Here is a 22,096-nt window from a genome sequence, read left to right on the forward strand (position 1 = left end):
CCCCCACGGTGACCCAAACGCCCGACCCGACCGGGTTCGTGGTGACCGAGGCGCAGTTCGAGCAGATGTTCCCGAACCGCCGGCCGTTCTACACCTACGCCGGGCTCACCGCCGCACTGAGCGCGTACCCCGGCTTCGCCAAGACCGGCAGCGACACCGTGCGCAGGCAGGAGGCCGCGGCCTTCCTGGCCAACGTCGACCACGAGACCGGCGGCCTGGTCCACATCGTCGAGCAGAACACCTCCAACTACCCGCACTACTGCGAGGCGAGCCGGCCGTACGGGTGCCCGGCGGGCCGGGCCGCCTACTACGGACGCGGCCCGATCCAACTGAGCTGGAACTACAACTACAAGGCGGCGGGCGACGCCCTCGGGCTCGACCTGCTGCGCAACCCCTGGCTCGTGGAGAACGACTCGGCGGTGTCCTGGAAGACGGCGCTTTGGTACTGGAACACCCAGAGCGGGCCCGGCACCATGACGCCGCACGACGCCATCGTGAACGGCCGCGGCTTCGGCGAGACCATCCGCAGCATCAACGGCGCGATGGAGTGCAACGGCGGCAACCCGCAGCAGGTACAGAGCCGGATCCAGGCGTACCAGCGGTTCGTGCAGATCCTCGGCACCACCCCGGGCGGCAACCTGAGCTGCTGAACCACCGCCCGGGGCGGCTCGGATAGCGTGCCTGTCGTGCAGACCGACAAAACACTCGTCCTATGGGATATCGACCACACGCTGATCAGCCTTCGCGGGTTCGGCCGCATGATCTACGGAGAGGCGTTCCTGAGCGTCACCGGCCAGCCGATGCGCGAGGCCGCCGACCTGACGATGGGCGGCACCGACCGCGCGATGAGCGCGGAGATGCTGCGCAGTCACGGCATCACCGACCCCACCGGCGCGCTGCTCGAATCGCTGGGCGGCGCGCTGGCCGATGCATTCGTGCGGTACGAGGCTGGGCTCGGCGAGTACGGCGGTATCCTCGCCGGGGCCGTTGACGTGCTGACCGCGCTCGCCAGGCGGGACGATGTGATCCAGTCGGTGCTGACCGGGAACATGGAGCCGATCGCGATCGGCAAGCTGCGCGCCTTCGGGCTGGACCGGTTCGTGGACTTCTCCGTCGGGGCCTACGGGATGGACCACGAGGACCGCCCCGAGCTGGTCCGGCTGGCCCAGGAGCGGGCCGCCGTCAAGTACGGCGGGCCGTTCACCCCCGCCGACACCGTGCTGATCGGCGACACGCTCAACGACGTGCGCGCCGGACGCCTCGGCGGCGCGCGGGTCGTGGCGGTGGCGACCGGCTTCTGCGACGCCGAGAGCCTGCGTGCTGCGGGGGCGGACCTGATCCTCCCCGACCTCGCCGACACCGAGCAGGTCATCGCCGCCATCCTGGGCACGGCCGCCCGGTAACGCGCCGGAAAAATGGATCGCGCGCGGCGGCGGGGTGTTGCTAGCGTGTCCGTTGACACACCGGTGGAGGTTGGGCGTTCGCGCCTGGAAGGGGAACGGTTTATGTGCCAGTCAGCGCCAAGCGCGTCTCTGCGTGCCGTGCGCGAAACCCGTCACTGACCGCCTTCTCGTGTCAGCGCGGCCCGGATCCCGGCTCGCGCACGCCTGCTCTCTGAGACACGCTCGGCGCTTCCTTGCTGCTTTCCTACGCACCATCTCGGCAAGGAGTCTTCCACCGTGTCCGCCAAGTCCGTTCGTTCCATCGTCAGCACCGACACTTTCGCCTGCGTGCGCTGCGGGCTGACCGTCACCGCCGTCGGGCCCGCAGGGGCCCGGCGCAACCACTGCCCGAGCTGCCTCTACTCCCAGCACGTCATCGACCGGGTCGAGGGCGGGCCGTCCGAGTGCGGGTCGCGGATGGCGCCGATCGCCATCGCGGTGCTGCGCGACGGCGGATGGATGGTCATCCATCGCTGCACCCGTTGCGGCGAGCTGACCTCCAACCCGATCTGCTCGGATGACAACCAGCTCATCCTGATGCGGATGGCGGTGCGGCCGCTGGCCCAGCCGCCGTTCCCGCTGGAAGCGTTCGGTGACCTGTGAAGCGCGCGAGGTCCCGGGGCAAACCGCGTCCGCGCAGGCCGCAGCGGCGAAAGGCGGATGTCCGCGATGTGGGCGGCGGCGACGCCTTCCGCTGCGTGGGCTGCCGGCTGGACGTGCCGCTGGCCGCGCCGGGCACCGCCCATCGCAACCACTGCCCGAACTGCCTGACCAGCCGGCACCTCGACGAACGGGTGCCCGGCGACCGGCGGGCGGGCTGCGGCGGCAGGATGGCGGCGCTGAGCGTCACGGCCAGGCCGGACGGGGAGTGGCTGATCATCCATCACTGCCTGTCCTGTGGCGGGCTGAGCGTCAATCGCATCGCGGGCGATGACAACGCGCTGGCGCTGATCCGCATCGCAGTCCGGCCACTGTCCGACTCCCGCATGCCGGTGCGCGCGCTGCTCGCGCTGTAGCGGGGTCAGGGCAGGTGGTTGGGGGAGTAGGCGTGTGCGTCCGCGTGCGTCTCGCACAGCCAGGAGAGCAGCCTGGTGAGCACCGGGTCCGGGTCGGACAGCGTCGTGTCGGCGGGCCGGCCGAGGGTGCGCGCCTGGCGCAGGCGTTCGTCGAGATGCCAGCGCAGCGGCGTGTAGCGCGGGGTGGCGACGGCGTAGCCGAGCCGGCTGAGCGCCGACTCCTCCAACTGCCTGGCCCGGCCCGCGCTGACCCCGAGCCGTCTGCCCAGGGCCTGGTAGGTCTGCGGCCGGGCGGCGAAAGTGCGCTGGGTCAAGATCAGCTCGCGCCGGCCGTCCACCTCGGTGAGCAGGGCGCGCAGGAGCACGGCGAGGTCGGGCGGGTCGGCGGCGGCCCCGACGAAGGCGCGCAGGTTGACCGCGTTGGCCTGCCGCCACTGGCTGGTGATCCCGGCCGGTAGCGGGCCGAGGGCGGGGGAGAGGACGAGGAGGTCGTCGAGGGTGGTCGCGCCGCGCTCGGCGACCGCCCAGGCGACCAGCGGGCGCAGCGGCAGCGCGATCCACTCCGGTGGCGCGGACGGCGTCGCGGCCCGTCCGGTGAACTGGTTGGAACCGTCCAGGGCGATCACGGCCATGCGCCACACGGCGGCCTCGACCACGGCGGCCAGGCAGGTGGACCCGAACATGTGGATGTCGAGGAGCCGGATCTCGTCGCAGTCCGCGAGGTCGCCCCAGGTGCGGATGCCGTCGCGGGCCAGCGCGTAGCGGTAGCGGGTGGCCATCTCCTGGGGGGCGATCTCGTGCTCGGCGATCAGGTGCAGGCCGGGCAGGGCGTCGCCGTAGGAGTCGGGGTAAACCCGGCGAATCATCTGCGCGCTGAGCTTCACCGCATTCTGGACAGACGTATCGTCACTCGGCGCGTTCGTGAACTCTCCGTCTGGAATTGTTTCGAGTGCTTCCGCCAGTATTCGTCCGGCTCTTTTGTCCCGGATCAGGGACGCAAGGACTTCCTCCGCTGATGGCATGGGACCTCGCAGAGTCGAGCAGGTGGACCGGCCTGATCGGCCGATTCACTGCAATGTGGGCATTTCGTCATTGCATTTTTCCCGGTAGCCGCCTCGCATGTCTTCAGCATGTCACTCCCGCCGGGCCGTGCGCGAGGGTTCGGCGATATATCCGGGAGCGTGGAATTGGCGGCTGGAAAAGGTCCTCTTTTTACCCGTTGATTCAGGACCGGCCGGGCGGGACGGGTGATGCGGCGGAGCTCCGGGTGGCCGGACCCGACGCGGGGGGCCAAGCGGGGCTACCTGGGTATTTATCACCGTGTGAGTGGTTTGCCAGTGTATGCGCCGATGATGGCGGTGCTCGGGAGCCTGCCGGAGGCGGCGGCCGAGGACCGCTTCGGGTTCGAGATGAAGTGGGACGGCGTGCGGGCGCTGGCGTACGTGCAGGGCGGCGCGGTCAAGCTGGTCTCGCGCAACGCCAAGGACGTCACGGCCGCCTACCCCGAGCTGGCGATGATGGCCGGGGCGGTGGACGGGCGCGATCTCGTGCTGGACGGCGAGATCGTCGCGTTCGACGACGAGGGGCGGCCCTCCTTCGAGGCGTTGCAGCCGCGCATGCACCAGCGCAGGCCCGCCCGCGTCGCGGAGCTGGTCGGCGCGGTGCCGGTGACGTACCTGCTGTTCGACGTGCTGCACGTGAACGCCGAGGCGGTGGTCGGCCTGCCGTACACCGGGCGGCGCGAACTCCTGGAGAACATCGTGACACCGGGCGCGCGCTGGCAGGTGCCCGCGTGGTTCTCCGGCACCGGGGCCGGGGCGCGGGCGGTGGAGCTGAGCAAGGAGTGGCGGCTGGAGGGGGTCGTGGCCAAGCGGCTGGACTCGCCGTACCGGCCGGGCAGGCGCACCGCCGAATGGACGAAGGTGAAGAACCTCCGCACCCAGGAGGTGATCATCGGAGGCTGGAAGCCGGGGGCGGGACGGCGAACCGGGATGATCGGGTCGCTGCTGCTCGGCGTACCCGACGCGCAGGGCCGGCTGGTGTTCGCCGGGCACGTCGGCACCGGGTTCACCGAGGCGGCGCTGCGCGACCTCGCCGGGCGGCTGGCCCCGCTGCGCCGCGACGACCCGCCGTTCGACGGGCCGGTACCGCGCGAGCACGCCCGCGAGGCGCAGTGGGTGGAGCCGGTGCTCGTCGGCGAGGTGCGGTTCGGTGAGTGGACCGGCGACGGCATGATGCGCCACCCGGCCTGGCGCGGGCTCAAGCCCGACAAGAGCCCCGGCGAGGTCCGCCGCGAGAACGGTGAGGGCCGGATCGCGGGCTGACCTCCACCGCCCCCGGCCTCAGCGCTTGCGGCCCACCCCGCCGACGAACGTGTGGTAGATCTCGTGCTTTTCGATGAGGTCGCCCGGATCGGGCCGCCATTCCTGAAGCGGCACCACGCCGGGCTCGACCAGCTCCAGGTCGCCGAAGAAGGAGACGATCTCCTCCTGGGTGCGCCACCGGCCCACGCCCAGCCGTTCGGTGAAGATCTGCTCGCGCCGGGCGGCCAGCTCGGACTCCTCCGGATGCTCGGGCCCCGGATCGCGGAAGTGGGAGATGGCCAGGTAGCTGCCCGGCGGCACGCCCGCCACCAGGCGACGGGCGATGCCGCCCGGGTCCTCGTGGTCGTGGATGTGGTGCAGGATGCCCACCAGCAGCAGCCCCACCGGCTGCTGGAAATCGATGAAGTCGCGGACGACCGGATTGTCCAGGATCTCGGTGGGACGCCGGATGTCGGCAGTGATGACCGTGGTGCCGGGATCGCGGGCCAGCAGCGCCCTGGCATGGACGAGCACGATCGGATCGTTGTCCACATAGACCACGCGGCAGTCGGGGTGCGCCGCCTGGGCGACCTGGTGGACGTTGCCCTGCGTCGGCAGGCCCGAACCGATGTCCAGGAACTGCCGGACGCCCGCCACCCGCACCAGGTACCGGACCGCCCGGCGCAGGAACGCCCGGTTGTCCAGCGCGCTCGTCGAGGGGCGCCAGCCGGGCGGCATCGCCCTGATCACCTCATCGACGACCTCGCGGTCGGCGGCGAAGTTGTCCTTCCCGCCGAGAAAGTGGTCATAGACCCGTGCGACGCTCGGCACGCCGGTGTTGATCTCCGGCGGAGCCGTCTCGCGCTCGGTCATTCGTGCTCCGTCCCCCCACAGTCGTGATCGTCGGTCACGAGGTGTACGGATTTTAACCAGGATCTTTCTCCGTTGTGTGATGTTTCATATCCGGCGCGTCGCCGCGCCGGACTTTACCGTTTAATCCGCCGCCCGGGGGAGTGCCGCGACCGGCCGGAGGGAATCCGCCGGTGGTGCCCCACTGCATCGTGTGGTCGGCGATCGACGCGCTCGGGCCGGCCGCCGGCGGCGACCTCGTCGCGGCCCGCCTTCAGATGGCCCTGTCGCTCGGCTGGCACATCGTGCTGGCCTGCATGGGCGTCGGGATGCCTGCGCTGCTGCTGATCGCCGAGTGGCGGGCGGTACGGCGGGGCGACCCCGACTGCCGCCGGCTCATCGAACGCTGGGCCCGCACCACCGGCGTGCTCTTCGCGGTCGGCGCTGTCTCCGGCACCATCCTGAGCTTCGAACTGGGCCTGCTGTGGCCCGGCATGATGGGCCTGTACGGCGAGGTCATCGGACTGCCCTTCGCCTTGGAGGGGTTCGCCTTCTTCATTGAGGCGATCTTCATCGGGATCTACCTCTACACGGGCGGCCTGCTGTCCCCGGCGCTGCGCGCCTGGACGCTCGTGCCCGTGGCGGTCGCCGGGGTGGCCTCGGCGTTCTTCGTGGTCACCGCGAACGCCTGGATGAACCAGCCGCGCGGCTTCACCCTGGACGGCGGCAGGATCACCCAGGTCGATCCCTGGGCGGCGATGTTCAACCCGGCGACGCCGCCGCAGACCGTCCACATGATCCTCGCCGCGTTCATGGTGGCCGGGTTCGCCACGGCGAGCGTGTACGCGGTGGCGATGCTGCGCGGCCGGCGGGACCGCTACCACCGGCTGGGGTTCGCCATCCCGTTCACCGTGGCCGCGATCGTCACACCGTTCCAGATCCTGGTGGGCGACCTCGCCGCCCGCTTCCTCGCGCACTACCAGCCGGTCAAGCTGGCCGCCATGGAAGGGCTGTACCGCACCGGCCCCGACGCGCCGCTGACGATCGGCGGGTTCGCGACCGGCGAGGGGCTGCGGTACGGGCTGGAGATCCCCGGGGCCCTTTCGATACTGGTCGGCGAGAGCACGGACACCGTGGTGCGCGGGCTTTCCGAGGTGCCGCCCGCCGACCGCCCGCCGGTGACCGTGGTGCACCTGGCCTTCGATCTCATGGTCGGGATCGGGTTCTTCCTGCTGGCGCTGTCCGCGTGGTTCGCGCTGGCCTGGTGGCGGCGGCGCGACCTGCCGCGCTCCCGCTGGTTCCCGCGCCTGGCCGCGCTGTCGGGGCTCGCCGCGGCGGTCGCGGTGGAGGCCGGCTGGGTGGTGACCGAGGTCGGCAGGCAGCCGTGGATCGTGTACGGCGTTATGCGCACGGCCGACGCCGTCAATCCCGCGCCCGGGCTTTGGGCGGGCTTCCTGATCGTGTCCGCCGTGTACGTGGTGCTGACCGTCGTCACGGTGTACGTACTGCGCCGGCTGGCCGGCGGCGAACGGCCGCTCGCCCCGCAGGAACCGGAGCCCGAGCCGGGACAGGTGCCCTCGTGACCGAGCCCGCCCAGCTCACCCTGGGGGTGCTGTGGGCCGGTCTCACGCTGTACGCGCTGTTCGGCGGGGCGGACTTCGGCGCCGGGCTGTGGGACCTGCTGTCCGGCGGGAGTACGGCGGGCCTGCCCAGGCGGCGGCTGATCGAGCACGCGATCGGCTCGGTGTGGGAGGCGAACCACGTCTGGCTGATCTTCGTGATCGTGGTGTTGTGGACCGGATTTCCCGGGGTGTTCGCCGCGGTGATGTCCACGCTCTACATACCGCTGACCCTGGTGGCGCTCGGCGTCATCGCGCGCGGCGCGGCCTTCGCCTTCCGCAAGGTCGGCGAGCGGCTGTGGGAGCGGCGGCTGTTCGGCGCGGTCTTCGCGCTTTCCTCGCTCTTCACCCCCTTCTTCCTCGGCACGGTCGCGGGGGCGATCGCCTCCGGCCGGGTGCCGCCCGGGCTGGCCGCGGGCGACCTGGTGGGAAGCTGGCTGAACCCCACGGGGCTGCTGGGCGGGGTGCTCGCGGTGGGCGTCTGCGCGTACCTCGCCGCCGCCTACCTGTGCGACGACGCCAGGCGGGCGGGCGAGGCGGGCCTGGCCGCGGAGTTCCGCACCCGGGCCCTGGTCACCGGGGTGGCGATGGGCGTCGTGGCGCTCGGCGGCATCGGCGTGCTGCGCGCGGACGCGCCCGCGCTCTTCGCGGGGCTCACCGGCCGCGCGCTGCCGCTGGTGGTCGTCTCCGCGCTGGCGGGTACGGCGGCGCTGGCCCTGCTCTGGCTGCGGCGCTTCGCCTCGGCCCGCGCCGCCTCCGCGCTCGCGGTGACCGCCGTGCTGTGGGGGTGGGCGGTCGCCCAGTACCCGCTGATGCTGCCGCCGTCCCTCGGCTACCAGGAGGCCGCGGCGACCCCGGCCGTGCTCACCGCCACCCTGGTCAGCGTGGCGGTCGGGGCCGTGCTGCTGGTCCCGTCGCTGGTCTGGCTCTACTACCTCCAGCAACGCCGGTGAAAGTCCGGTAAAGCATTCGCGCGAAATCGCCCGCCGCCGGACTGCCCGGCGGACGGAAGGGGAGGAATCCGGCAGTCGGTCCAAAAGTACATTTTTGCCCCAGGCTCACCGGCGGGGGCGCGGCGATGCCCACCCGGGGGACGGCGGGCCGGAAGCGGCCCTGAGGCCGGTCGAGGTGCCGATGGGGGCGGGCTGGTGCCGGGGGTGTCGAAGTTCAGTCATCGATCGGAGTCCGGCCACGTGTCCGCCAATTCCACAGATCACCAGGACGGCCTACAGGCGCGCGAGCTGCCGCTCGCCACACTGCGCGGCGTCTGCCAGGTCGAGTTCCAGAACAATGTCTGGACCGCCCTGCTGTTCCTGCTCGCGCTACTGCTGGGCGGCTGGCGGTTCGCGGTCTTCGCGCTGATCGGCGCGCTCGTCACGACGGTCACCGCATGGGTCCTCGGCGTCGCCAGGGACCGCCTCACCATCGGCCTCGAAGGGTTCAACGGGACGCTGATCGGTGTCGCCGTGGCGCTGTTCTTCGAGATGGGCTGGGTCGCCCTGATGCTGGTGATCGCCGCGTCCGTGCTCGGCGCCGTGGTGACCGCGGCGCTGACCGTACTGCTGGCGCCCTACGACGTACCGGCCCTCACCGCTCCCTTCTGCGTGGTCACCTCGCTCATGATGATCGGCGGCCCGGCCTTCGCCCGGATATGGGACGCCCGGCTCCCGCCCGCGCCCGCCACGGCGGAGCCCACGGCCGCGCTGTCGTACACGGACGTCTGGCAGGGCCTGCTCAACGGCATCGGCCAGGTGTTCTTCCAGGACAAGTGGTACGCCGGGCTGGTCTTCCTGATCGGCCTGCTGGTCGCCAGCAGGGTCGCGGCCATCGCCGCGGTCGCGGGCAGCGCCATCGGGATCGTCGTCGCGGTGATCCTCGGGGCCCCCGCCACCGACATCGGGGCGGGCCTTTACGGCTACAACTCGGTGCTGACCGCCATCGCCCTGGCCGGGGTGTTCGTCGCGCTCACGCCGTACGGGGTGCTGTACGCGGTGCTCGGAGCCGTCGCCTCGGTGTTCGTCACCGCGGGAGTCGCCGCGCTCTTCAGGCCGGTCGGCGGGCCGGCGCTGACCTGGCCGTTCGTCCTGGTCACCTGGACCTTTCTGGCGGCCGTCCCGATGTTCTCCAAGATTCGCAGACCATCCTGACAAGGAGCGTCCCATGAACCTCAAGCTCGGCTACAGCGCGGCCGTGGCCGGCGCCCACGGCCTGATCGGCGGATGAGATGCGCGCGCCGTACCGGGCCGACCCGGTGACGCGCCGCGTCGTCCTGGTGGGCGGGCACGAGAGCGGGCACGGCCGGGCCTTGGGCGGGCTGGAGCCGGAGGCCGTCGCCCCGGGCCGGGAACTGTCGGGAGTGCTCGCGACGCCGACGCCCGTGGCGGTCGTCCCGATGACCTTGGGCAGAGACCCGGACATGCTCAGGGACGCCGCGCGGACGCTCGCCTGGGCCAGGCGGGGCCGCCGCGGCGGCGAGCTGCTGCTCACCGACCCGCTGTGCGAGATATCCGACCTGGTGAGCCTGCTGCTCGCCGCCGCCCGCAGGACCGCCGCCAAGGGGCGGGCCGCGCTTCTGGTCGCCCCGGCGGCCTCGGCCGAGGCGGACGCCGAGCTGTTCCGGGTGGCCAGGCTGGTCCGCGACGGGGCCGACATGGTCGAGGTCGCCCTGCTCGGCGGCGAGCCGGACCTGGCCGAGGGGGTGGACCGGTGCCTGCGGCTCGGCGCGGAGTCCGTCGCCGTGCTGCCCGCCGCCTTCGTGCGCCCGCCGATCCCCGCCGACCCGAGGATCGTGGACGGAGGGCCGCTGCTCGGCCCGGCCGCCATGGTCAGGCTCGTCCGCGAGCGGGTCGCCGCCGCCGAGGACCGCTTCGCGCGGTACGGCGAGGACGGCATCACCGCCGTACTCATCGCCCGCGACCACGATCACCAAGAAGGAGCGGATCACAACGCCGGATAGCCGGTACGAGTGCGCCGCGTGATCACCGGCTGGCCCCGGCCGGCGCGGGTCGCGGTGGTCAGGCGAGTCTCTCGGCGCTTTCGCGGGTGAGGGCGTGTTCCAGTGGCAGGCCGGCGGCGAAGCGTTCCAGCTCATCGGTGACCAGGGCGCCGAGGCGGGCGCGTTCTGCGCCCAGGCTGCCCGCGAGGTGCGGGGTGACGACGACGTTGGGAAGGGTGAACAGCGGCGAGCCGGGCACGGACGGTTCGGGGTCGGTCACGTCGAGGACCGCGAACAGGTCGGGTCGCTCGGTCAGGACCTCGACCAGGGCGGGCTCGTCGATGATCCGCCCGCGGGCCGTGTTGATCAGCGTGGCCCCCCGGCGCATCGAACGCAGCAGGCTCGCGCCGACCAGCCCGGCGGTCTCCGGCAGCAGCGGCGTGTGCACGCTGACGACGTCGCAGGTCGAGAACAGCTCGGCGAGCCCGGTCAGCGGGACGCCCGCCGTCGCGGGGTCGGCGTAGGGGTCGTGCGCGATCACCTCCACGTCCAGCGCGGCGAGCCGTCCGGCCACCAGCCGGCCGACCGCCCCGAGCGACAGCAGGCCGACGCGCGCGCCGTATGTGCCGGGCGCGGGCATCGGCGCGACCGGGGCCCGCCGCTCCCTGGCCGCAAGGACGTGCCGCCACCCCTGTTTGAGCGCGTACACGATCTGCGCGGCGGTGAAGTCGGCCACCGGCACGGCGTTGGCCCGGTAGGCCGACACCAGCGGAACGCCCCGCGCCCAGAACTCCGGCGTGACGAACGCCCGCACCGACCCCGCCGCGTGCAGCACCAGGGACAGCCGCGGGGCCGCCGCCAGCAGCGCCGCGCCCAGCCGTGGCGCTCCCCAGCTCGTGCAGAGCACATCGACCTCGGCCATCGGCCCCGGCTCCGCGGCCGGGCCGTGGATCACCCGCGCGACCCGCCGCAGCCGGGCCAGCGACGGCCCGTACACGTCGTCGAACACCGCAGGGTCCAGCACGAACGCCGCATTCAGCACCCCGCCAACCTATCGCCACCCGGCCTGCCGATGATCACCCGCCGACCAGCGGCAGCAGCCTGACGAAGGAGATCACCGGGTCGGCGGTCAGGTCGATCTCCTCGTCGAGGTCTTCGATCTGACGCTCACCGGTCAGCAGGACGAACCCGTTACGGGCGAAGGCCGCCTCCGCCGCGTCGGCCTGGCGCTCCCAGTCGATCGGGCGCGGCCTGCCCGCCTCGTAGCCGTTCAGCTCGGCCTCCGCCTCGAGCGGCGCGACCAGGCCGGGGCGGCGCCGCCTGGGACCCGCGTTGTGCCGGGCGACCTCCTCGCGCACCCGCAGCCGGACGAGCGCCCGCGCGGATATCCGATCGGGCAGGCCGGGCAGCGTGAACTCCTCCAGCGGCCTTCCGGCGGAGGTCTCGTCACGAAACGTCACAGATGTCATTGCCCGGCCCCGCCCTCACCGATGTCGATGGACACCACCAATGAAAGCAACGTGGTCCGACAAAATGGCGGCATGATGGATGACCGCCGATCGGTACGGATCTCGAAATATCTCGCCAAACACCTGCGGCACGAGCCCGGCCGGATCGGCATCGAACTCGATCCGAACGGCTGGGTCGGCGCCGAGACACTGCTGAGCGCCGCCGCCGCGCACGGGTTCCCGATCTCGCGGGAGGAACTGGAACGCGTCGTCGCCGACAACGACAAGCGGCGATACGTCATCGAGGGCGGCCGGATCAGGGCCAGTCAGGGGCATTCGGTGCGGGTGGACCTGGGGCTGCCGGTCGTGCCGCCGCCCGCCGTCCTGTACCACGGCACCGTGGGCCGCGACCTGGCCGCGATCCGCGCCGAAGGGCTGCGCCCGATGAACCGCCACCACGTCCACCTGTCGCCCGACCGGGAGACCGCGACCAGAGTGGGCGCGCGGTGCGGCCGGGCGGTGGTGCTGGTGGTGGACGCGGCGGCGATGCACGGGGCGGGCCATGAGTTCCACTCAGCGACAACGGGGTCTGGCTGGTCGGGGAGGTCCCGCCGGAGTTCGTCCGCTTCCCGGGGTGAAGGCGCGGGATCAGCAGAAGACGAGGGCCGCGCCGGTGATCACGGAACGGCGGGCGGCACTGATGAGCTGCAGGCAGGTGAACGCCTCGACCCCGTAGCGCCGCCACCCGGCGGCGGCCGGGCCCTCGCCGTCGATGGCCTCCTCGACCTCCTGCGACCACGGATCGAGGCCGGCGGGCAGGCCCAGCATGGCGGCCAGGCGCTCGCATTCGGCCAGCAGCCGCTGGGAGGAGCCGACATCCGCGCTGGTGATCGAGTCGTCGTAGAGGACGTCGGCGAAATCGACGGGGAGGTAGTAGCCCTCGGCGTCGCTGTGGTGGACCAGGTGGTCGAACCCGCCGCCGTCGGGGTCGCCGTCGTAGGCGGCGCGCAGCAGCGGGTCGGCCGAGGGATCGCCGCCCGCGGCGAGCGGCGGCGGCAGCATCCCGGCGTGTGCCACGTGGACGGCGAGCCGGCGCAGGTGGTGCAGCCCGCGGTAGCCGTACATCTCGTATTCGGCCGGCCGCTCCCCGGGCTCCGGTGGCTCGTGCCAGGCGGGCAGCCCGGCCAGCGTGAGCAGGCGCCGCAGGGCGGATAATTCGGCGGTGATTTCGGCCCGGGTGTCCGGGCCGTCGGCGGCGCCGAGGATGCCGACGACGATGGCGAGTCCCATGGGCCCACATGATGCAGGGCGGCACCGACAAACCCGCGGTGTCGGTGGTCCGCTGTCGGTGGCCCTCGATAGGCTCGCGCTCCTATGGACGCATCTATGGACACGGCAGAGCTGTTGAGCGAGGTCCGCGAGCTGCGCGGACAGGGCAGATCGCCCAAGGAGATCGCGCGGGCGCTCGGCGTCCCCCCGGCGGTCATCACGCCCCTGGTCCGCGCCGTGGCGGCGGAGAAGGCGGCCGGCGACGCCGGGCCGGGCCGGGCCGAGCTGGTGGGGTGCTGGGTGAGCGCCGGGTGGAGCGCAGGGCTCACGATCGACGCCTCGCGGCAGTGGCCCGACCCCGCCCCGGAGGGCGACCGCGCGGCGGGCATGGTCAGCGTGCTGGTGGCCCGCAGGCACGGCTATGACAACACGCTGGTCTGCGGCTATCTGGTGGACACCTACTGCCTGGGTGCGAAGAACGCGTTCGGGCCGCAGGTGATGAGCGAACTGGAGCTGCGGCGCTGGCGGGAGTTCTTCTTCAGCGACTACTCCTCGGGATGGACCGAGGCGCCGATCGAGCTGGCCGCCGACCTGGTGTTCGGCGGGGTCGAGTACGCCCGCGGGCTCGGCTTCGAGCCGCACCAGGACTACGCGCGCTGCGCCGATCACCTCGGGCCGTGGGAAGGGCCTTCGGCGATCACTTTCGGGCGGGACGGAAAGCCGTTCTACATGTCCGGCCCCGACGACGATGCCCGTAAGGTGATCAGAACGCTGGAGAGAACGCTCGGCGACGCCAGTAAATTCGATTATTTCATCGCATAAGCGCAATTTCATTGGTTGGGGGATGGTTTGGTGATCGACGACGCCCCGGTCCTCGCCGGCGGTGACGCCGAGCCGGGGGAGGCCGTCGGGCGGGTGCTCGGCACCCAGGCGGCCTCGCCGCTGTCGTTCTGGGTCGGGTTCGAACCCGGCAGGATCGCCCAGCTCGACGACGTCGTGGTGACCAGGCGAGACGTGCCGGGATACGGCCCGGTCCTGGTGGCCGGGGTGGTCACGGCGGTCGAGGCGCGGCACGAAGGCGCGACCTACGACTCCGACGTCTTCCTGATCGCCGAGGGCGCGCTGCCCGCCGCCGTCGTGGAGGTCGCCGAGGTCCGCGTCACCCGGGTGGAGCCCGAGGTGTTCGTGCCGCCGCTGCCCGGCGCGCTGGTCTACAAGGCGGGGTCGGCCGACCGCGAGCAGGCGCTCTACTTCGACGTCATGGAGCGCAGGGTCCCGATCGGGCTCGGCCGCGACGGGCACCCGATGTACGTCAACTTCGACTTCCTGGACGGCACGCGTGGCGCGCACGTGTCGATCTCCGGGGTCTCCGGCGTGGCCACCAAGACCTCCTTCGCGACCTTTCTGGTCTACTCGATCTTCAACTCCCCGGCCCTGGGCGCGGAGGCCGCCAACACCAAGGCGCTGATCTTCTCGGTCAAGGGCGAGGATCTGCTGTTCCTCGACCACGCCAACACCCGGCTGGATTCGGAGGCGATCCGCGCCTACGGCCGTCTCGGGCTGCCCGCCAAGCCGTTCCAGAGCGTGCACGTCTTCGCCCCGCCCCGGCCCGGCGACCCCAACGGCGTGCCGCACGTCTCCTCGCGCACCCACGGGGTCGGCTCCTACTACTGGACCCTGCACGAGTTCTGCCGCGAGGAACTGCTGCGCTTCGTGTTCGCCGACGCCGACGACGAGCGCGCCCAATATTCCATGCTGGTCGGCCAGGTCGCGGCCAGGCTGCGGGCGTGGGCCGAGCCGGTGGGCGACGGCGGGGCGGTGCTGATCCGCACCCCGGACGGCGAGGCCACCCCCGCCATCCGCACCTTCCCCGACCTGGTCGAGGTCATCGACCAGCGGCTCGCCGACGAGGGCACCCGCGCGGTGTGGGCGGGCGCGCAGGTGCCGTTGGGCACGGTCAACGCGTTCCTGCGGCGGCTGCGCAGCGCGATCAGGCCGCTTTCGCCGATCGTCCGCGGCGACCTGCCGGCCGCGGCGGCGCATTCGATCCGCACCTCTGACGCCCAGGTCACCATCGTCGACCTGCACAACCTGCCCGAGCGGGCGCAGCGGTTCGTGGTCGGCGTGGTGCTGCGCGGCGAGTTCGCCCGCAAGGAGAGCACCGGCTCGGCCCGCCCGCTGCTGTTCGTGGTGCTCGACGAGCTGAACAAGTACGCCCCCCGCGAGGGCGACTCGCCGATCAAGGAGATCCTGCTGGACGTCGCCGAGCGCGGGCGCTCCCTCGGGGTGATCCTGATCGGGGCGCAGCAGACCGCCTCGGAGGTCGAACGCCGGATCGTGGCCAACTGCGCGGTCAGGGTCGCCGGGCGGCTCGACGCGGCCGAGGCCGCGCGTTCGGAGTACGGCTGGCTGCCCCCGGCCGCCCGGGAGCGCGCGACCATCGCCAAGCCGGGCACCATGTTCGTCGCCCAGCCGGAGATCCCGGTGCCGCTCACGGTGAACTTCCCGTTCCCGGCCTGGGCGACCCGCCCCGCCGAGGCGGCGCCGCTGCCGGTGACGACGGCGGCGAGACCGGCCGACCCGTTCGCCGGGCTGCCCGGGACCGCACCGGAAGACGACATCCCTCCGTTCTGAGGAACACATGAAGATCTTGCACACGGCCGACTGGCATGTCGGCAAGGTCCTGAAGGGACGTTCCCGGCTGGACGAGCACCGCGCGGTGCTCCGCGAGCTGGTCACGCTGGCCAGACGCGAAGACGTGGACGCGGTGGTCGTGGCGGGCGACCTGTTCGACACCTCCGCGCCCACCCCCGAGGCGCAGGGCCTGGTGCTGCCCGCGCTGATGGCGCTGCGCGAGGGCGGGCGCGACGTCGTGGTGCTGGCGGGCAACCACGACAACCCGCAGCTCCTGGAGGTCTACCGGCCGGTGCTCGGCAAGCTCGGCATCCAGGTGGTGGGCGGCTTTCGCCGCCCGGAGGCGGGCGGCACGCTGTCCTTCACCGCCCGCTCGGGCGAGCCGGTCCGGCTGGCCGTGCTCCCGTTCCTGTCGCACCGGTACGTCATCCGCGCGGCCGAGGTGCTGGCCGGTACCGCCGCCGACCACAACCGCGACTACGCGGGCCGGATCGGCGAGCTGATCGGCGCGCTCACCGCCGGCTTCGCCGCCGACACCGTCAACCTGGTCACCACGCACGGCACGCTGCCCGGCGGGAAGTTCGGCGGCGGCGAGCGGGAGGCCCAGTCGATCTTCTCCTACTACTTCGAGGCCGCCGCGTTCCCGTCCACCACCCAGTACGCCGCGCTCGGCCACCTGCACCGCCGCCAGCAGATCCCCGGCCCCTGCCCGATCTGGTACTCCGGCTCGCCGCTGGCGGTCGACTTCGGCGAGGAGGCCAACGCGCCCGGCGCGCTGCTGGTCACCGTCGAGCCCGGCCGTCCCGCCGTGGTGCGCGAGATCGCCTTCGACGCGCCCCGCGCGCTGGCCACCGTACGCGGCACGCTCGAACGTCTTTCCGCCGTGGCCGCCGACCTCGTGGACACCGAGACCTGGCTGCGCGTGATCGTGGAGGAGAAACCCCGCCCCGGGCTCGCCGACACCGTCAGGGAGATCCTGCCCGGCGCCATCGAAGTGGTGCTCGACGAGCGGTTCCGCCCTGTCAACCCGGTGCGCCAGGCCGGTCCGGCAGCGACCGGGCGCAGCCCGAGGGAGCTGTTCCGCGACTACCTGACCGCCGCCGGACGGCACGACGACAACGTCGCCGCGCTGTTCGACCGGCTCTATGACGAGGTGACCACCTGATGCGCCCGCTGCACCTGCACCTCGCCGACTTCGGCAGCTTCCGCGAGCCGGTCACCATCGACTTCACCGACGTCGACTACTTCGCCCTGGTCGGCCCGACCGGGGCCGGCAAGAGCACGGTCATCGACGCGATCTGCTTCGCCCTGTACGGCACGGTCCCCCGCTGGGGCAGGGAGAACGTGATCGCGCACGCGCTCGCGCCGTCCGCGGCCTCCGGCAAGGTGGCCCTGGTGTTCGAGAGCGCCGGCCGCCGGCACGGGGTGGTCCGCGCGCTGCAACGCGACGCCAAGGGCCGGGTGCACACCAAGGAGGCCAGGCTCGACGAGCTGGACCCGTCCGTGCCCGCCACCGCGGGGCTGGACGACCTGATGGGCGCGGTGCTGCGGCCGATCGCCGAGGGCGACGCGGTCACCGCCGAGGTCCAGCGGGTCACCGGCCTGGAATACCGGTTCTTCACCCAGTGCGTGGTGCTTCCGCAGGGCAGGTTCGCCGAGTTCCTGCACGCCCAGCCGCGCGAACGGCAGGACCTTCTGGTCCAGTTGCTCGACGCCGACGTCTATGAGCGGATCAGGCAGCGCGCCGTACGCGAGGAGGACGCCGCCAAGCAGGCCGCGGCCTTCGCGCGGGGCCGGCTGGCCCGGCTGGCCGACGCCGACGAGGCGGCCGAGCAGGCCGCCGCGGCCCGCCTCGAATCGCTGCGCGGCCTCGCCGAGCGGGCCAGGAGCGACCTGCGGGCGCTGCGCGAACGCGACGACGCGGCGGCGGCGCTGCGCCAGGAGCGTACGGCGGCGCGTCAGCGCCTCACCGCCCTGACCGCCCTGGCCATGCCGCCCGACGTCCCCACGCTCGCCGACTCCGTACGGCAGGCCGCCGAGGCGCTGGCCCGGATGTCCGCCGAGGTCGCCAAGCTGGCCGAGGCCGAGCAGCGGGCCGACGACGAGCGCGCCGCGCTCGGCGACAAGGCCGCGCTGACCGCCCTGCTCACCGCCGTGGACGACCAGGAGAGGGTGGCCCGCGCGCTCGGTTCGGCCAAGGCCGCCGCCGCGTCCGCCGCCACCGGGGCGGCCAAGCCGGCCGAGGCCGAACAACGGGCCGCCGCGGCGCTCGCCGAGGCCGAACGCGACCGCGAGCGGCTGCGCGACGCCCACGCCGCCGCCGACCTGGCCCGCCGCCTGGCCGTCGGCGAGCCCTGCCCGACCTGCCTGCGGGCCATCACCGAGCTGCCGCACCACCCCGCGCCCGCCGATCTCGGCGCGGCCGAGCGTACGGTCCGCGCCCGCGGAGCCGACCTCGAACGCGCCCGCGCCGACCGCCGCCGGGCCGAGGTCGAGGCCGCCAGGGTCAAGCAGAAGGCCGACGAGCTGGAAGGCCAGCTCGCGGTGCTGGCCGCCCGGGCCGCCGCCGCCGACCGGGCGCGGGTGGCCGCGGAGCTGACCGCGATCGAGGCCGCCGAAGAACGCCTGGCCCGGGCCCGGCGGGCCACCCGGGCGGCCAGAGGCGAGCTGGCCCGCGCCGAACGCCGGGCCGCGGAGCTGCGGGAGAAGTCCGAGCGGTCCTGGCGCGAGGTGGACGCCGCCCGCGACCGGGTGGTCGTGCTGGGCGCCCCGCCGATCGACCGCGCCGACCTGCACGCGGCCTGGACCTCACTGCTGTCCTGGCGGGAGGAGGCCGCCACCGCCGAGCGCAAGGCGCTGGGCGGCGTGGAGACCGAGCTGGCTGCCGTCGAGCGGGCCCGCGACCAGGAGCGGTCGGCCCTGGTGGCCCGGCTGGCCGGGCACGAGGTGCAGGTGGCGGCCGGTGCCACGCCGGAGACCATCCACGAGACGCTGGCCCGGTCGGTCGTTCACGCCGAACACCGGCTCGCCCGGGTCAGGGAGAACCGCGTCCAGGCCAAGGAGCTGGCCGAGCAGGCCGCGGCCAAGGAGCGCGAGGAGCAGGTGGCGCACGAGCTGACCCTGCTGCTGCGGGCCAACGCCTTCGAGCGGTGGCTGTGCGCGGAGGCCCTGGCGCTGCTGGTGGCCGAGGCGTCTGTGACGCTGAACGACCTGTCCGGCGGCCAGTACGAGCTGGTGCTCGGCGAGCGCGGCGAGATCGAGGTCATCGACCACGCCGAGGCGGGGCTGCGGCGCAGCGCCCGCACGCTGTCGGGCGGGGAGACCTTCCAGGCGGCGCTGGCCCTGGCCCTCGCGCTGTCCAGCCAGGTCGCCGGGCTCGCCGCGACCGCGGCCAGAAGCCTGGACTCGATCTTCCTGGACGAGGGTTTCGGCACGCTCGACCCGGCCACCCTCGACACGGTGGCCGCCACGCTGGAACGCCTGGCAGCCGGCAACGACCGGATGGTCGGCGTGGTCACCCACGTGCCCGCGCTGGCCGACCGGGTGCCGGTGCGCTTCGAGGTCAGCCGCGACGGCCAGGGTTCGCACCTGCGGAGGGTGGTGTCGTGACGACGACGATGAGAGATTCGCGGTTCAGCGTCGATCCGTGGGACCCGGGCTACGCGGCGGCGCTCACCAAGGAGGCCCTGGCCGAGCTGGGCTCCACCAGCGCCGAACTCGACCTCGATGTGGAGCTGGCGGCGGCCGACTGGCGGCCGGTCGGCCCCGCCCCCGGCGCCACCCCGCCCGGCGTACTGCTGGTCGCCGACGGCGTGCGCCGGATCGACGCCCGGGTGTGGATGCACGACCCACAGGGGGCGACACCGACGCCCGGCATCGCCGCCTCCTACGCGGCGGGGATCGTCAGGTGCGGCCCGGAGGGTGCCTCGCTGGCCGCGATCGACGTGTGCCGGTCGGTGTTCAGCGCCGCGCCGTACGCATCCGACGTGAAGACACCGGCCGCCGTCTACCAGGCGCTGCCCGCCGCCGACGCCAGCATGGACGAGCTGTCGCTGGCGTTGCAGCGGCAGGTCACCCACCTGGAGGTCGAGCTGGCCGTACGCCACCGGCGGCAGGAGGGGGCGGACGAGCTGCTGCTGGTGGACGGCCCGTTGCGCGGCCGCACCCACCTGCCGCGCACGGTCGGCTACATCAAGACCCACCACACCGCCTACCTGCCGCCGCCACAGGCGGCGGTGGTGTCGGCGCTCGCGCCCGCGCAGCGCACCCCGATCTTCCTGATGGGCACGAGCTGGCGGCGGCATGCCTGGTATGTCCGGCTGCCATCCGGATCGGCGACCCCGTGGGCCGGGGTCGCCCGCTGCGAGGCCGGGGCCGACCTGCGGCCGGACGAGGTGATCGAGCTGGCCGACTCGATCACGCTGGCCCTGCCGCAGCTCGCCGGGGTCGATTACAAAGATCCGCGGGCCCCCCAGAACCTCACGCCGATCGGCGGCCTGGAAAAGCTGCTGCGTCACCGGCTGGGCGACCCGCGGCTGCTCTACCGCGCGCTGCGCGCCGCCGCCGCTGCGGCGTAGCTCGCGGGCAGGTCAGCAGCCCTTGGCGGCGGCCGGTGGCCAGCGAGTCGCGGCACAGCACGTTCGTCGCGCGGCGCAGGTCGACCTCGTACGGCTTCACCGCGTAGCCCGCGCCCTCCCGCCAGGAGCGTTCGAGCGCCAGGTAGCGGTGGTCGTCGATGGCGAGGATCTCCGACACCCCGGCGTCGGACTGGCCGTCGGGCGGCTCGGGAGCGGCGGGCAGCGGGTCGAGCGGGTAGACGTACTGGCCCCTGGGCGTGCCGCCGCGGCTCCACAGGGTGATCCGGGCCGGGGCGCCGTGTTCGGCGGTCACCGGCTCGCCGTCCTGGTGGAGCGGTCCTTCGACCATCGCGGCGATACCGTGCGGGCTGAAGGTGAGCCCCTCGAAGCCGAAGTTGCGGCGGGGGCCGGTGTCGGTGTCGGTCATGGTCAGGTTGCCGGGCACCCGCAGCTCGCCGGTCTCGGTGCCCTTCTTGTCCATCCAGCGCACGCTGAGCGGAAAGACGGGCACGGTGGTGGTCCCGCCGGGGCGGTCGCCCTCGCTGCTCCACAGCAACCGCCCGGTGAACCGGTCGAAGCGGATCGCTTCGGGGTCGGGCGAACCGGCCTTGCCGTACTCGGGGTAGCCGGAGCCGTCCGGCCGCCGCAGCGAGGCGACGCCGGTCAGCTTGACCCCGCTGAACTTCCCGGTCTTCCTGTCGATGTCCAGGGTCCCGGTGTAGAAGCGCGGCGGCTGGTAGCGCCAGCGGTCGTCGGACAGGAAGTACCAGGTGCCGGTGCGCGGGTCGCGGTCCAGTCCGGAAAGGCCGCCGACCGTCGTGTTGCGGAACTGCAGCTTGTGGGGGAGCGTCTGCCCAGGAAACGGGTGATGCGGACCCGCGCGGGCGCGGCCTCGGCGGCCGGTACGACGGTGGCCACGGTCGTCACGAACGGCAGGGGGAGCGCGGCGGCCACCGCGACCGCCCGCCGCCTGGACCCCTTCCCGGGCGGGGGGCGAAGGCGGTCCTTCACTCGCGCATCCCGGCCGGCATCGCCATGGGCCGCCGGGGAAAGGCCCGCTCGCCCCAACGCGCCCCGGCGGTCTGTTCAGCCGGGCGTGGCGAGGCGGTCGGCCAGGCGGCGAACGTCGGTCAGGGCCGGGCCGGTGAGGCGGTGCCAGGGGGAGCGGCAGCGGCCGGTGTCCGGGCCGCCGAGGAGGGCGGCCAGTTCCTTGACGACCGGGAGCGTGCCGTGCCTGTCGGCGACGTCGGCGACCTCGCGGAACGGGCGGTGCAGGCGTACCGCGTCGTCCAGGCGGCCGGAGGTCGCCGCCGCGTACACCTCGCGGGCCGCGGGGGCCAGGAAGTTGTAGAGGCTGCCGATCACCGCGTGCCCGCCCATCCCGAACGCGGCGGGCAGCAGTTCGTCCCTGCCGAAGTAGACCCGGACATGCGGGGAGACCTCCTGCGTGCGGGCGAACTCCAGCAGGTCGCCGTCGGTGAACTTGACCGCGCCGAACGCGGGAATGCGCTTGGCCGCAACGGCGGCCACGGCGGAGGCGGGCACGCGCAGGCCGCTCATCTCCGGGGCGTGGTAGTAGCAGAACGGCACGCCGGGCGCCGCCGCCGCGATCTCCGCCAGGTGGTCCACCACCGCCTCCGCGCCGGACGGCGAGCCGTAGTACGGGGCCACCGCCGCGATCATGTCCGCGCCCTGCTCCCCCGCCTGCCGGGCCAGCGCGGTGGCCTCGCCGAGCGCGGTGTGCCCCACATGGACGCAGAGCCGCAGCCCCGGCGGCCGGTACGCGGCCCACGCCGCCACCAGCTCCAGCCGCTCCCCGGTGGACAGCGCGGCGAACTCCCCGGTCGTCCCGCCGACGAACGCGCCGCTCACCCCGGCCGCGGTCAGGTGGCGGGCCTGCTCGGCGACGACGTCGGGGCGCAGCTCCCCGTCGGGCCCGAACGGGGTCGGGGTGGCCGCCCAGATCTCCAGGCCGGCGCTGGGTGGGTGGTGCATCGGGTGTCC

At 73.0% G+C, this 22,096-nt stretch carries 21 protein-coding genes and 1 pseudogene; 15 read left to right on the forward strand and 7 right to left on the reverse strand.

The features are described 5' to 3' along the window. The 4 genes from C1I98_RS06500 to C1I98_RS06515 all read left to right on the forward strand — a co-directional run. Positions 1 to 650 (forward strand): chitinase (locus C1I98_RS06500; RefSeq protein WP_111166163.1); only part of this gene is annotated, 650 nt, incomplete at its 5' end. A 36-nt stretch (positions 651 to 686) separates the two neighbouring features. Beyond that, on the forward strand, positions 687 to 1,403 hold the full coding sequence (locus tag C1I98_RS06505; protein ID WP_111166187.1) for an HAD family hydrolase: 717 nt from the start codon (positions 687 to 689) through the stop codon (positions 1,401 to 1,403). Between the two features lie 276 nt (positions 1,404 to 1,679). Further along, on the forward strand, positions 1,680 to 2,045 hold the full coding sequence (locus C1I98_RS06510; RefSeq protein ID WP_111166164.1) for an RNHCP domain-containing protein: 366 nt from the start codon (positions 1,680 to 1,682) through the stop codon (positions 2,043 to 2,045). After that, on the forward strand, positions 2,042 to 2,458 hold the full coding sequence (locus tag C1I98_RS06515; RefSeq protein ID WP_111166165.1) for an RNHCP domain-containing protein: 417 nt from the start codon (positions 2,042 to 2,044) through the stop codon (positions 2,456 to 2,458). Before C1I98_RS06510 ends, C1I98_RS06515 begins: the two co-directional genes overlap by 4 nt. A 5-nt stretch (positions 2,459 to 2,463) precedes the next feature. Here the strand turns inward: C1I98_RS06515 and C1I98_RS06520 are convergent, their stop codons facing one another. Beyond that, on the reverse strand, positions 2,464 to 3,324 hold the full coding sequence (locus C1I98_RS06520; protein WP_146607312.1) for a sigma factor-like helix-turn-helix DNA-binding protein: 861 nt from the start codon (positions 3,322 to 3,324) through the stop codon (positions 2,464 to 2,466). A gap of 483 nt (positions 3,325 to 3,807) precedes the next feature. Between C1I98_RS06520 and ligD the strand changes: the two genes are divergently transcribed. Beyond that, entirely contained in the window at positions 3,808 to 4,782 is a 975-nt protein-coding gene (gene ligD / locus C1I98_RS06525) for a non-homologous end-joining DNA ligase (RefSeq protein ID WP_199536759.1), read from the forward strand. 18 nt (positions 4,783 to 4,800) lie between these two features. On the opposite strand, the gene C1I98_RS06530 is transcribed toward ligD, so the two are convergent. Further along, positions 4,801 to 5,634 (reverse strand): SAM-dependent methyltransferase, encoded by an 834-nt coding sequence (locus C1I98_RS06530; protein ID WP_111166168.1) that lies wholly within the window; start codon positions 5,632 to 5,634, stop codon positions 4,801 to 4,803. A gap of 170 nt (positions 5,635 to 5,804) precedes the next feature. Between C1I98_RS06530 and C1I98_RS06535 the strand changes: the two genes are divergently transcribed. The 4 genes from C1I98_RS06535 to C1I98_RS06550 all read left to right on the forward strand — a co-directional run bounded on the left by C1I98_RS06535 (position 5,805) and on the right by C1I98_RS06550 (position 10,185). Then, the gene (locus tag C1I98_RS06535; RefSeq protein ID WP_233507282.1) at positions 5,805 to 7,193 is read left to right on the forward strand and encodes a cytochrome ubiquinol oxidase subunit I; all 1,389 of its coding nucleotides are present in this window, start codon (positions 5,805 to 5,807) and stop codon (positions 7,191 to 7,193) included. Next, complete coding sequence (locus C1I98_RS06540) at positions 7,190 to 8,182, forward strand: cytochrome d ubiquinol oxidase subunit II (protein ID WP_111166169.1); 993 nt, start codon at positions 7,190 to 7,192, stop codon at positions 8,180 to 8,182. The genes C1I98_RS06535 and C1I98_RS06540 overlap by 4 nt, the downstream gene beginning before the upstream one ends. A 240-nt stretch (positions 8,183 to 8,422) precedes the next feature. Then, positions 8,423 to 9,376 carry an urea transporter gene (locus tag C1I98_RS06545; protein WP_233507285.1) on the forward strand — a complete coding sequence of 318 codons (954 nt, stop codon included), beginning with the start codon at positions 8,423 to 8,425 and terminating at the stop codon, positions 9,374 to 9,376. A 77-nt stretch (positions 9,377 to 9,453) separates the two neighbouring features. Next, on the forward strand, positions 9,454 to 10,185 hold the full coding sequence (locus tag C1I98_RS06550; protein ID WP_111166170.1) for a sirohydrochlorin chelatase family protein: 732 nt from the start codon (positions 9,454 to 9,456) through the stop codon (positions 10,183 to 10,185). Between the two features lie 58 nt (positions 10,186 to 10,243). On the opposite strand, the gene C1I98_RS06555 is transcribed toward C1I98_RS06550, so the two are convergent. Together C1I98_RS06555 and C1I98_RS06560 are read right to left on the reverse strand one after the other, a co-directional pair. Further along, positions 10,244 to 11,206: a hydroxyacid dehydrogenase gene (locus tag C1I98_RS06555; RefSeq protein WP_199536760.1), complete on the reverse strand. Its 963-nt coding sequence runs from the start codon at positions 11,204 to 11,206 to the stop codon at positions 10,244 to 10,246. A 34-nt stretch (positions 11,207 to 11,240) separates the two neighbouring features. Next, positions 11,241 to 11,633 carry a hypothetical protein gene (locus C1I98_RS06560; RefSeq protein ID WP_111166171.1) on the reverse strand — a complete coding sequence of 131 codons (393 nt, stop codon included), beginning with the start codon at positions 11,631 to 11,633 and terminating at the stop codon, positions 11,241 to 11,243. A 75-nt stretch (positions 11,634 to 11,708) separates the two neighbouring features. Between C1I98_RS06560 and C1I98_RS06565 the strand changes: the two are divergent. Beyond that, positions 11,709 to 12,137: pseudogene (locus tag C1I98_RS06565) on the forward strand (RNA 2'-phosphotransferase); the annotation flags it as partial. 123 nt (positions 12,138 to 12,260) lie between these two features. On the opposite strand, the gene C1I98_RS06570 reads toward C1I98_RS06565, so the two are convergent. Next, positions 12,261 to 12,902, reverse strand: a complete 642-nt coding sequence (locus C1I98_RS06570; protein WP_111166172.1) for a putative DNA-mimic protein — start codon at positions 12,900 to 12,902, stop codon at positions 12,261 to 12,263. 96 nt (positions 12,903 to 12,998) lie between these two features. Here C1I98_RS06570 and C1I98_RS06575 point away from each other — a divergent pair, with 96 nt between their 5' ends. The 5 genes from C1I98_RS06575 to C1I98_RS06595 are packed head-to-tail and all read left to right on the forward strand — an operon-like array spanning position 12,999 to position 20,092. After that, positions 12,999 to 13,703: a helix-turn-helix domain-containing protein gene (locus tag C1I98_RS06575; RefSeq protein ID WP_111166173.1), complete on the forward strand. Its 705-nt coding sequence runs from the start codon at positions 12,999 to 13,001 to the stop codon at positions 13,701 to 13,703. A gap of 30 nt (positions 13,704 to 13,733) precedes the next feature. Continuing rightward, positions 13,734 to 15,515, forward strand: coding sequence for an ATP-binding protein (locus tag C1I98_RS06580; RefSeq protein ID WP_233507288.1), 1,782 nt, complete (start codon positions 13,734 to 13,736; stop codon positions 15,513 to 15,515). A 7-nt stretch (positions 15,516 to 15,522) separates the two neighbouring features. Then, positions 15,523 to 16,680, forward strand: coding sequence for an exonuclease SbcCD subunit D (locus C1I98_RS06585; protein WP_111166174.1), 1,158 nt, complete (start codon positions 15,523 to 15,525; stop codon positions 16,678 to 16,680). Next, on the forward strand, positions 16,680 to 19,124 hold the full coding sequence (locus C1I98_RS06590) for an AAA family ATPase (protein WP_111166175.1): 2,445 nt from the start codon (positions 16,680 to 16,682) through the stop codon (positions 19,122 to 19,124). The genes C1I98_RS06585 and C1I98_RS06590 overlap by 1 nt, the downstream gene beginning before the upstream one ends. After that, positions 19,121 to 20,092, forward strand: coding sequence for a hypothetical protein (locus C1I98_RS06595; protein WP_233507291.1), 972 nt, complete (start codon positions 19,121 to 19,123; stop codon positions 20,090 to 20,092). Before C1I98_RS06590 ends, C1I98_RS06595 begins: the two co-directional genes overlap by 4 nt. Here C1I98_RS06595 and C1I98_RS06600 read toward each other — a convergent pair. Both C1I98_RS06600 and C1I98_RS06605 read right to left on the reverse strand, forming a co-directional pair. Continuing rightward, on the reverse strand, positions 19,995 to 21,263 hold the full coding sequence (locus tag C1I98_RS06600; protein ID WP_199536763.1) for an esterase-like activity of phytase family protein: 1,269 nt from the start codon (positions 21,261 to 21,263) through the stop codon (positions 19,995 to 19,997). The genes C1I98_RS06595 and C1I98_RS06600 overlap by 98 nt on opposite strands. Beyond that, the gene (locus C1I98_RS06605) at positions 21,179 to 22,087 is read right to left on the reverse strand and encodes a dihydrodipicolinate synthase family protein (protein ID WP_111166176.1); all 909 of its coding nucleotides are present in this window, start codon (positions 22,085 to 22,087) and stop codon (positions 21,179 to 21,181) included. The genes C1I98_RS06600 and C1I98_RS06605 overlap by 85 nt, the downstream gene beginning before the upstream one ends. Positions 22,088 to 22,096 lie beyond the last annotated feature (9 nt).

The organism is Spongiactinospora gelatinilytica (genome assembly GCF_003236385.1).
Classification (GTDB): domain Bacteria; phylum Actinomycetota; class Actinomycetes; order Streptosporangiales; family Streptosporangiaceae; genus Spongiactinospora; species Spongiactinospora gelatinilytica.

What these genes read in the sequence shown, in the direction of transcription:
- ligD (WP_199536759.1), top strand. Translation starts at nt 3,808, where the DNA reads ATGATGGCGGTGCTCGGGAGCCTGCCGGAGGCGGCGGCCGAGGACCGC.
- C1I98_RS06590 (WP_111166175.1), top strand. Translation starts at nt 16,680, where the DNA reads ATGCGCCCGCTGCACCTGCACCTCGCCGACTTCGGCAGCTTCCGCGAG.
- C1I98_RS06605 (WP_111166176.1), bottom strand. Translation starts at nt 22,087, where the DNA reads ATGCACCACCCACCCAGCGCCGGCCTGGAGATCTGGGCGGCCACCCCG.
- C1I98_RS06585 (WP_111166174.1), top strand. Translation starts at nt 15,523, where the DNA reads ATGAAGATCTTGCACACGGCCGACTGGCATGTCGGCAAGGTCCTGAAG.
- C1I98_RS06570 (WP_111166172.1), bottom strand. Translation starts at nt 12,902, where the DNA reads ATGGGACTCGCCATCGTCGTCGGCATCCTCGGCGCCGCCGACGGCCCG.
- C1I98_RS06575 (WP_111166173.1), top strand. Translation starts at nt 12,999, where the DNA reads ATGGACACGGCAGAGCTGTTGAGCGAGGTCCGCGAGCTGCGCGGACAG.
- C1I98_RS06530 (WP_111166168.1), bottom strand. Translation starts at nt 5,634, where the DNA reads ATGACCGAGCGCGAGACGGCTCCGCCGGAGATCAACACCGGCGTGCCG.
- C1I98_RS06520 (WP_146607312.1), bottom strand. Translation starts at nt 3,324, where the DNA reads ATGATTCGCCGGGTTTACCCCGACTCCTACGGCGACGCCCTGCCCGGC.
- C1I98_RS06560 (WP_111166171.1), bottom strand. Translation starts at nt 11,633, where the DNA reads ATGACATCTGTGACGTTTCGTGACGAGACCTCCGCCGGAAGGCCGCTG.
- C1I98_RS06550 (WP_111166170.1), top strand. Translation starts at nt 9,454, where the DNA reads ATGCGCGCGCCGTACCGGGCCGACCCGGTGACGCGCCGCGTCGTCCTG.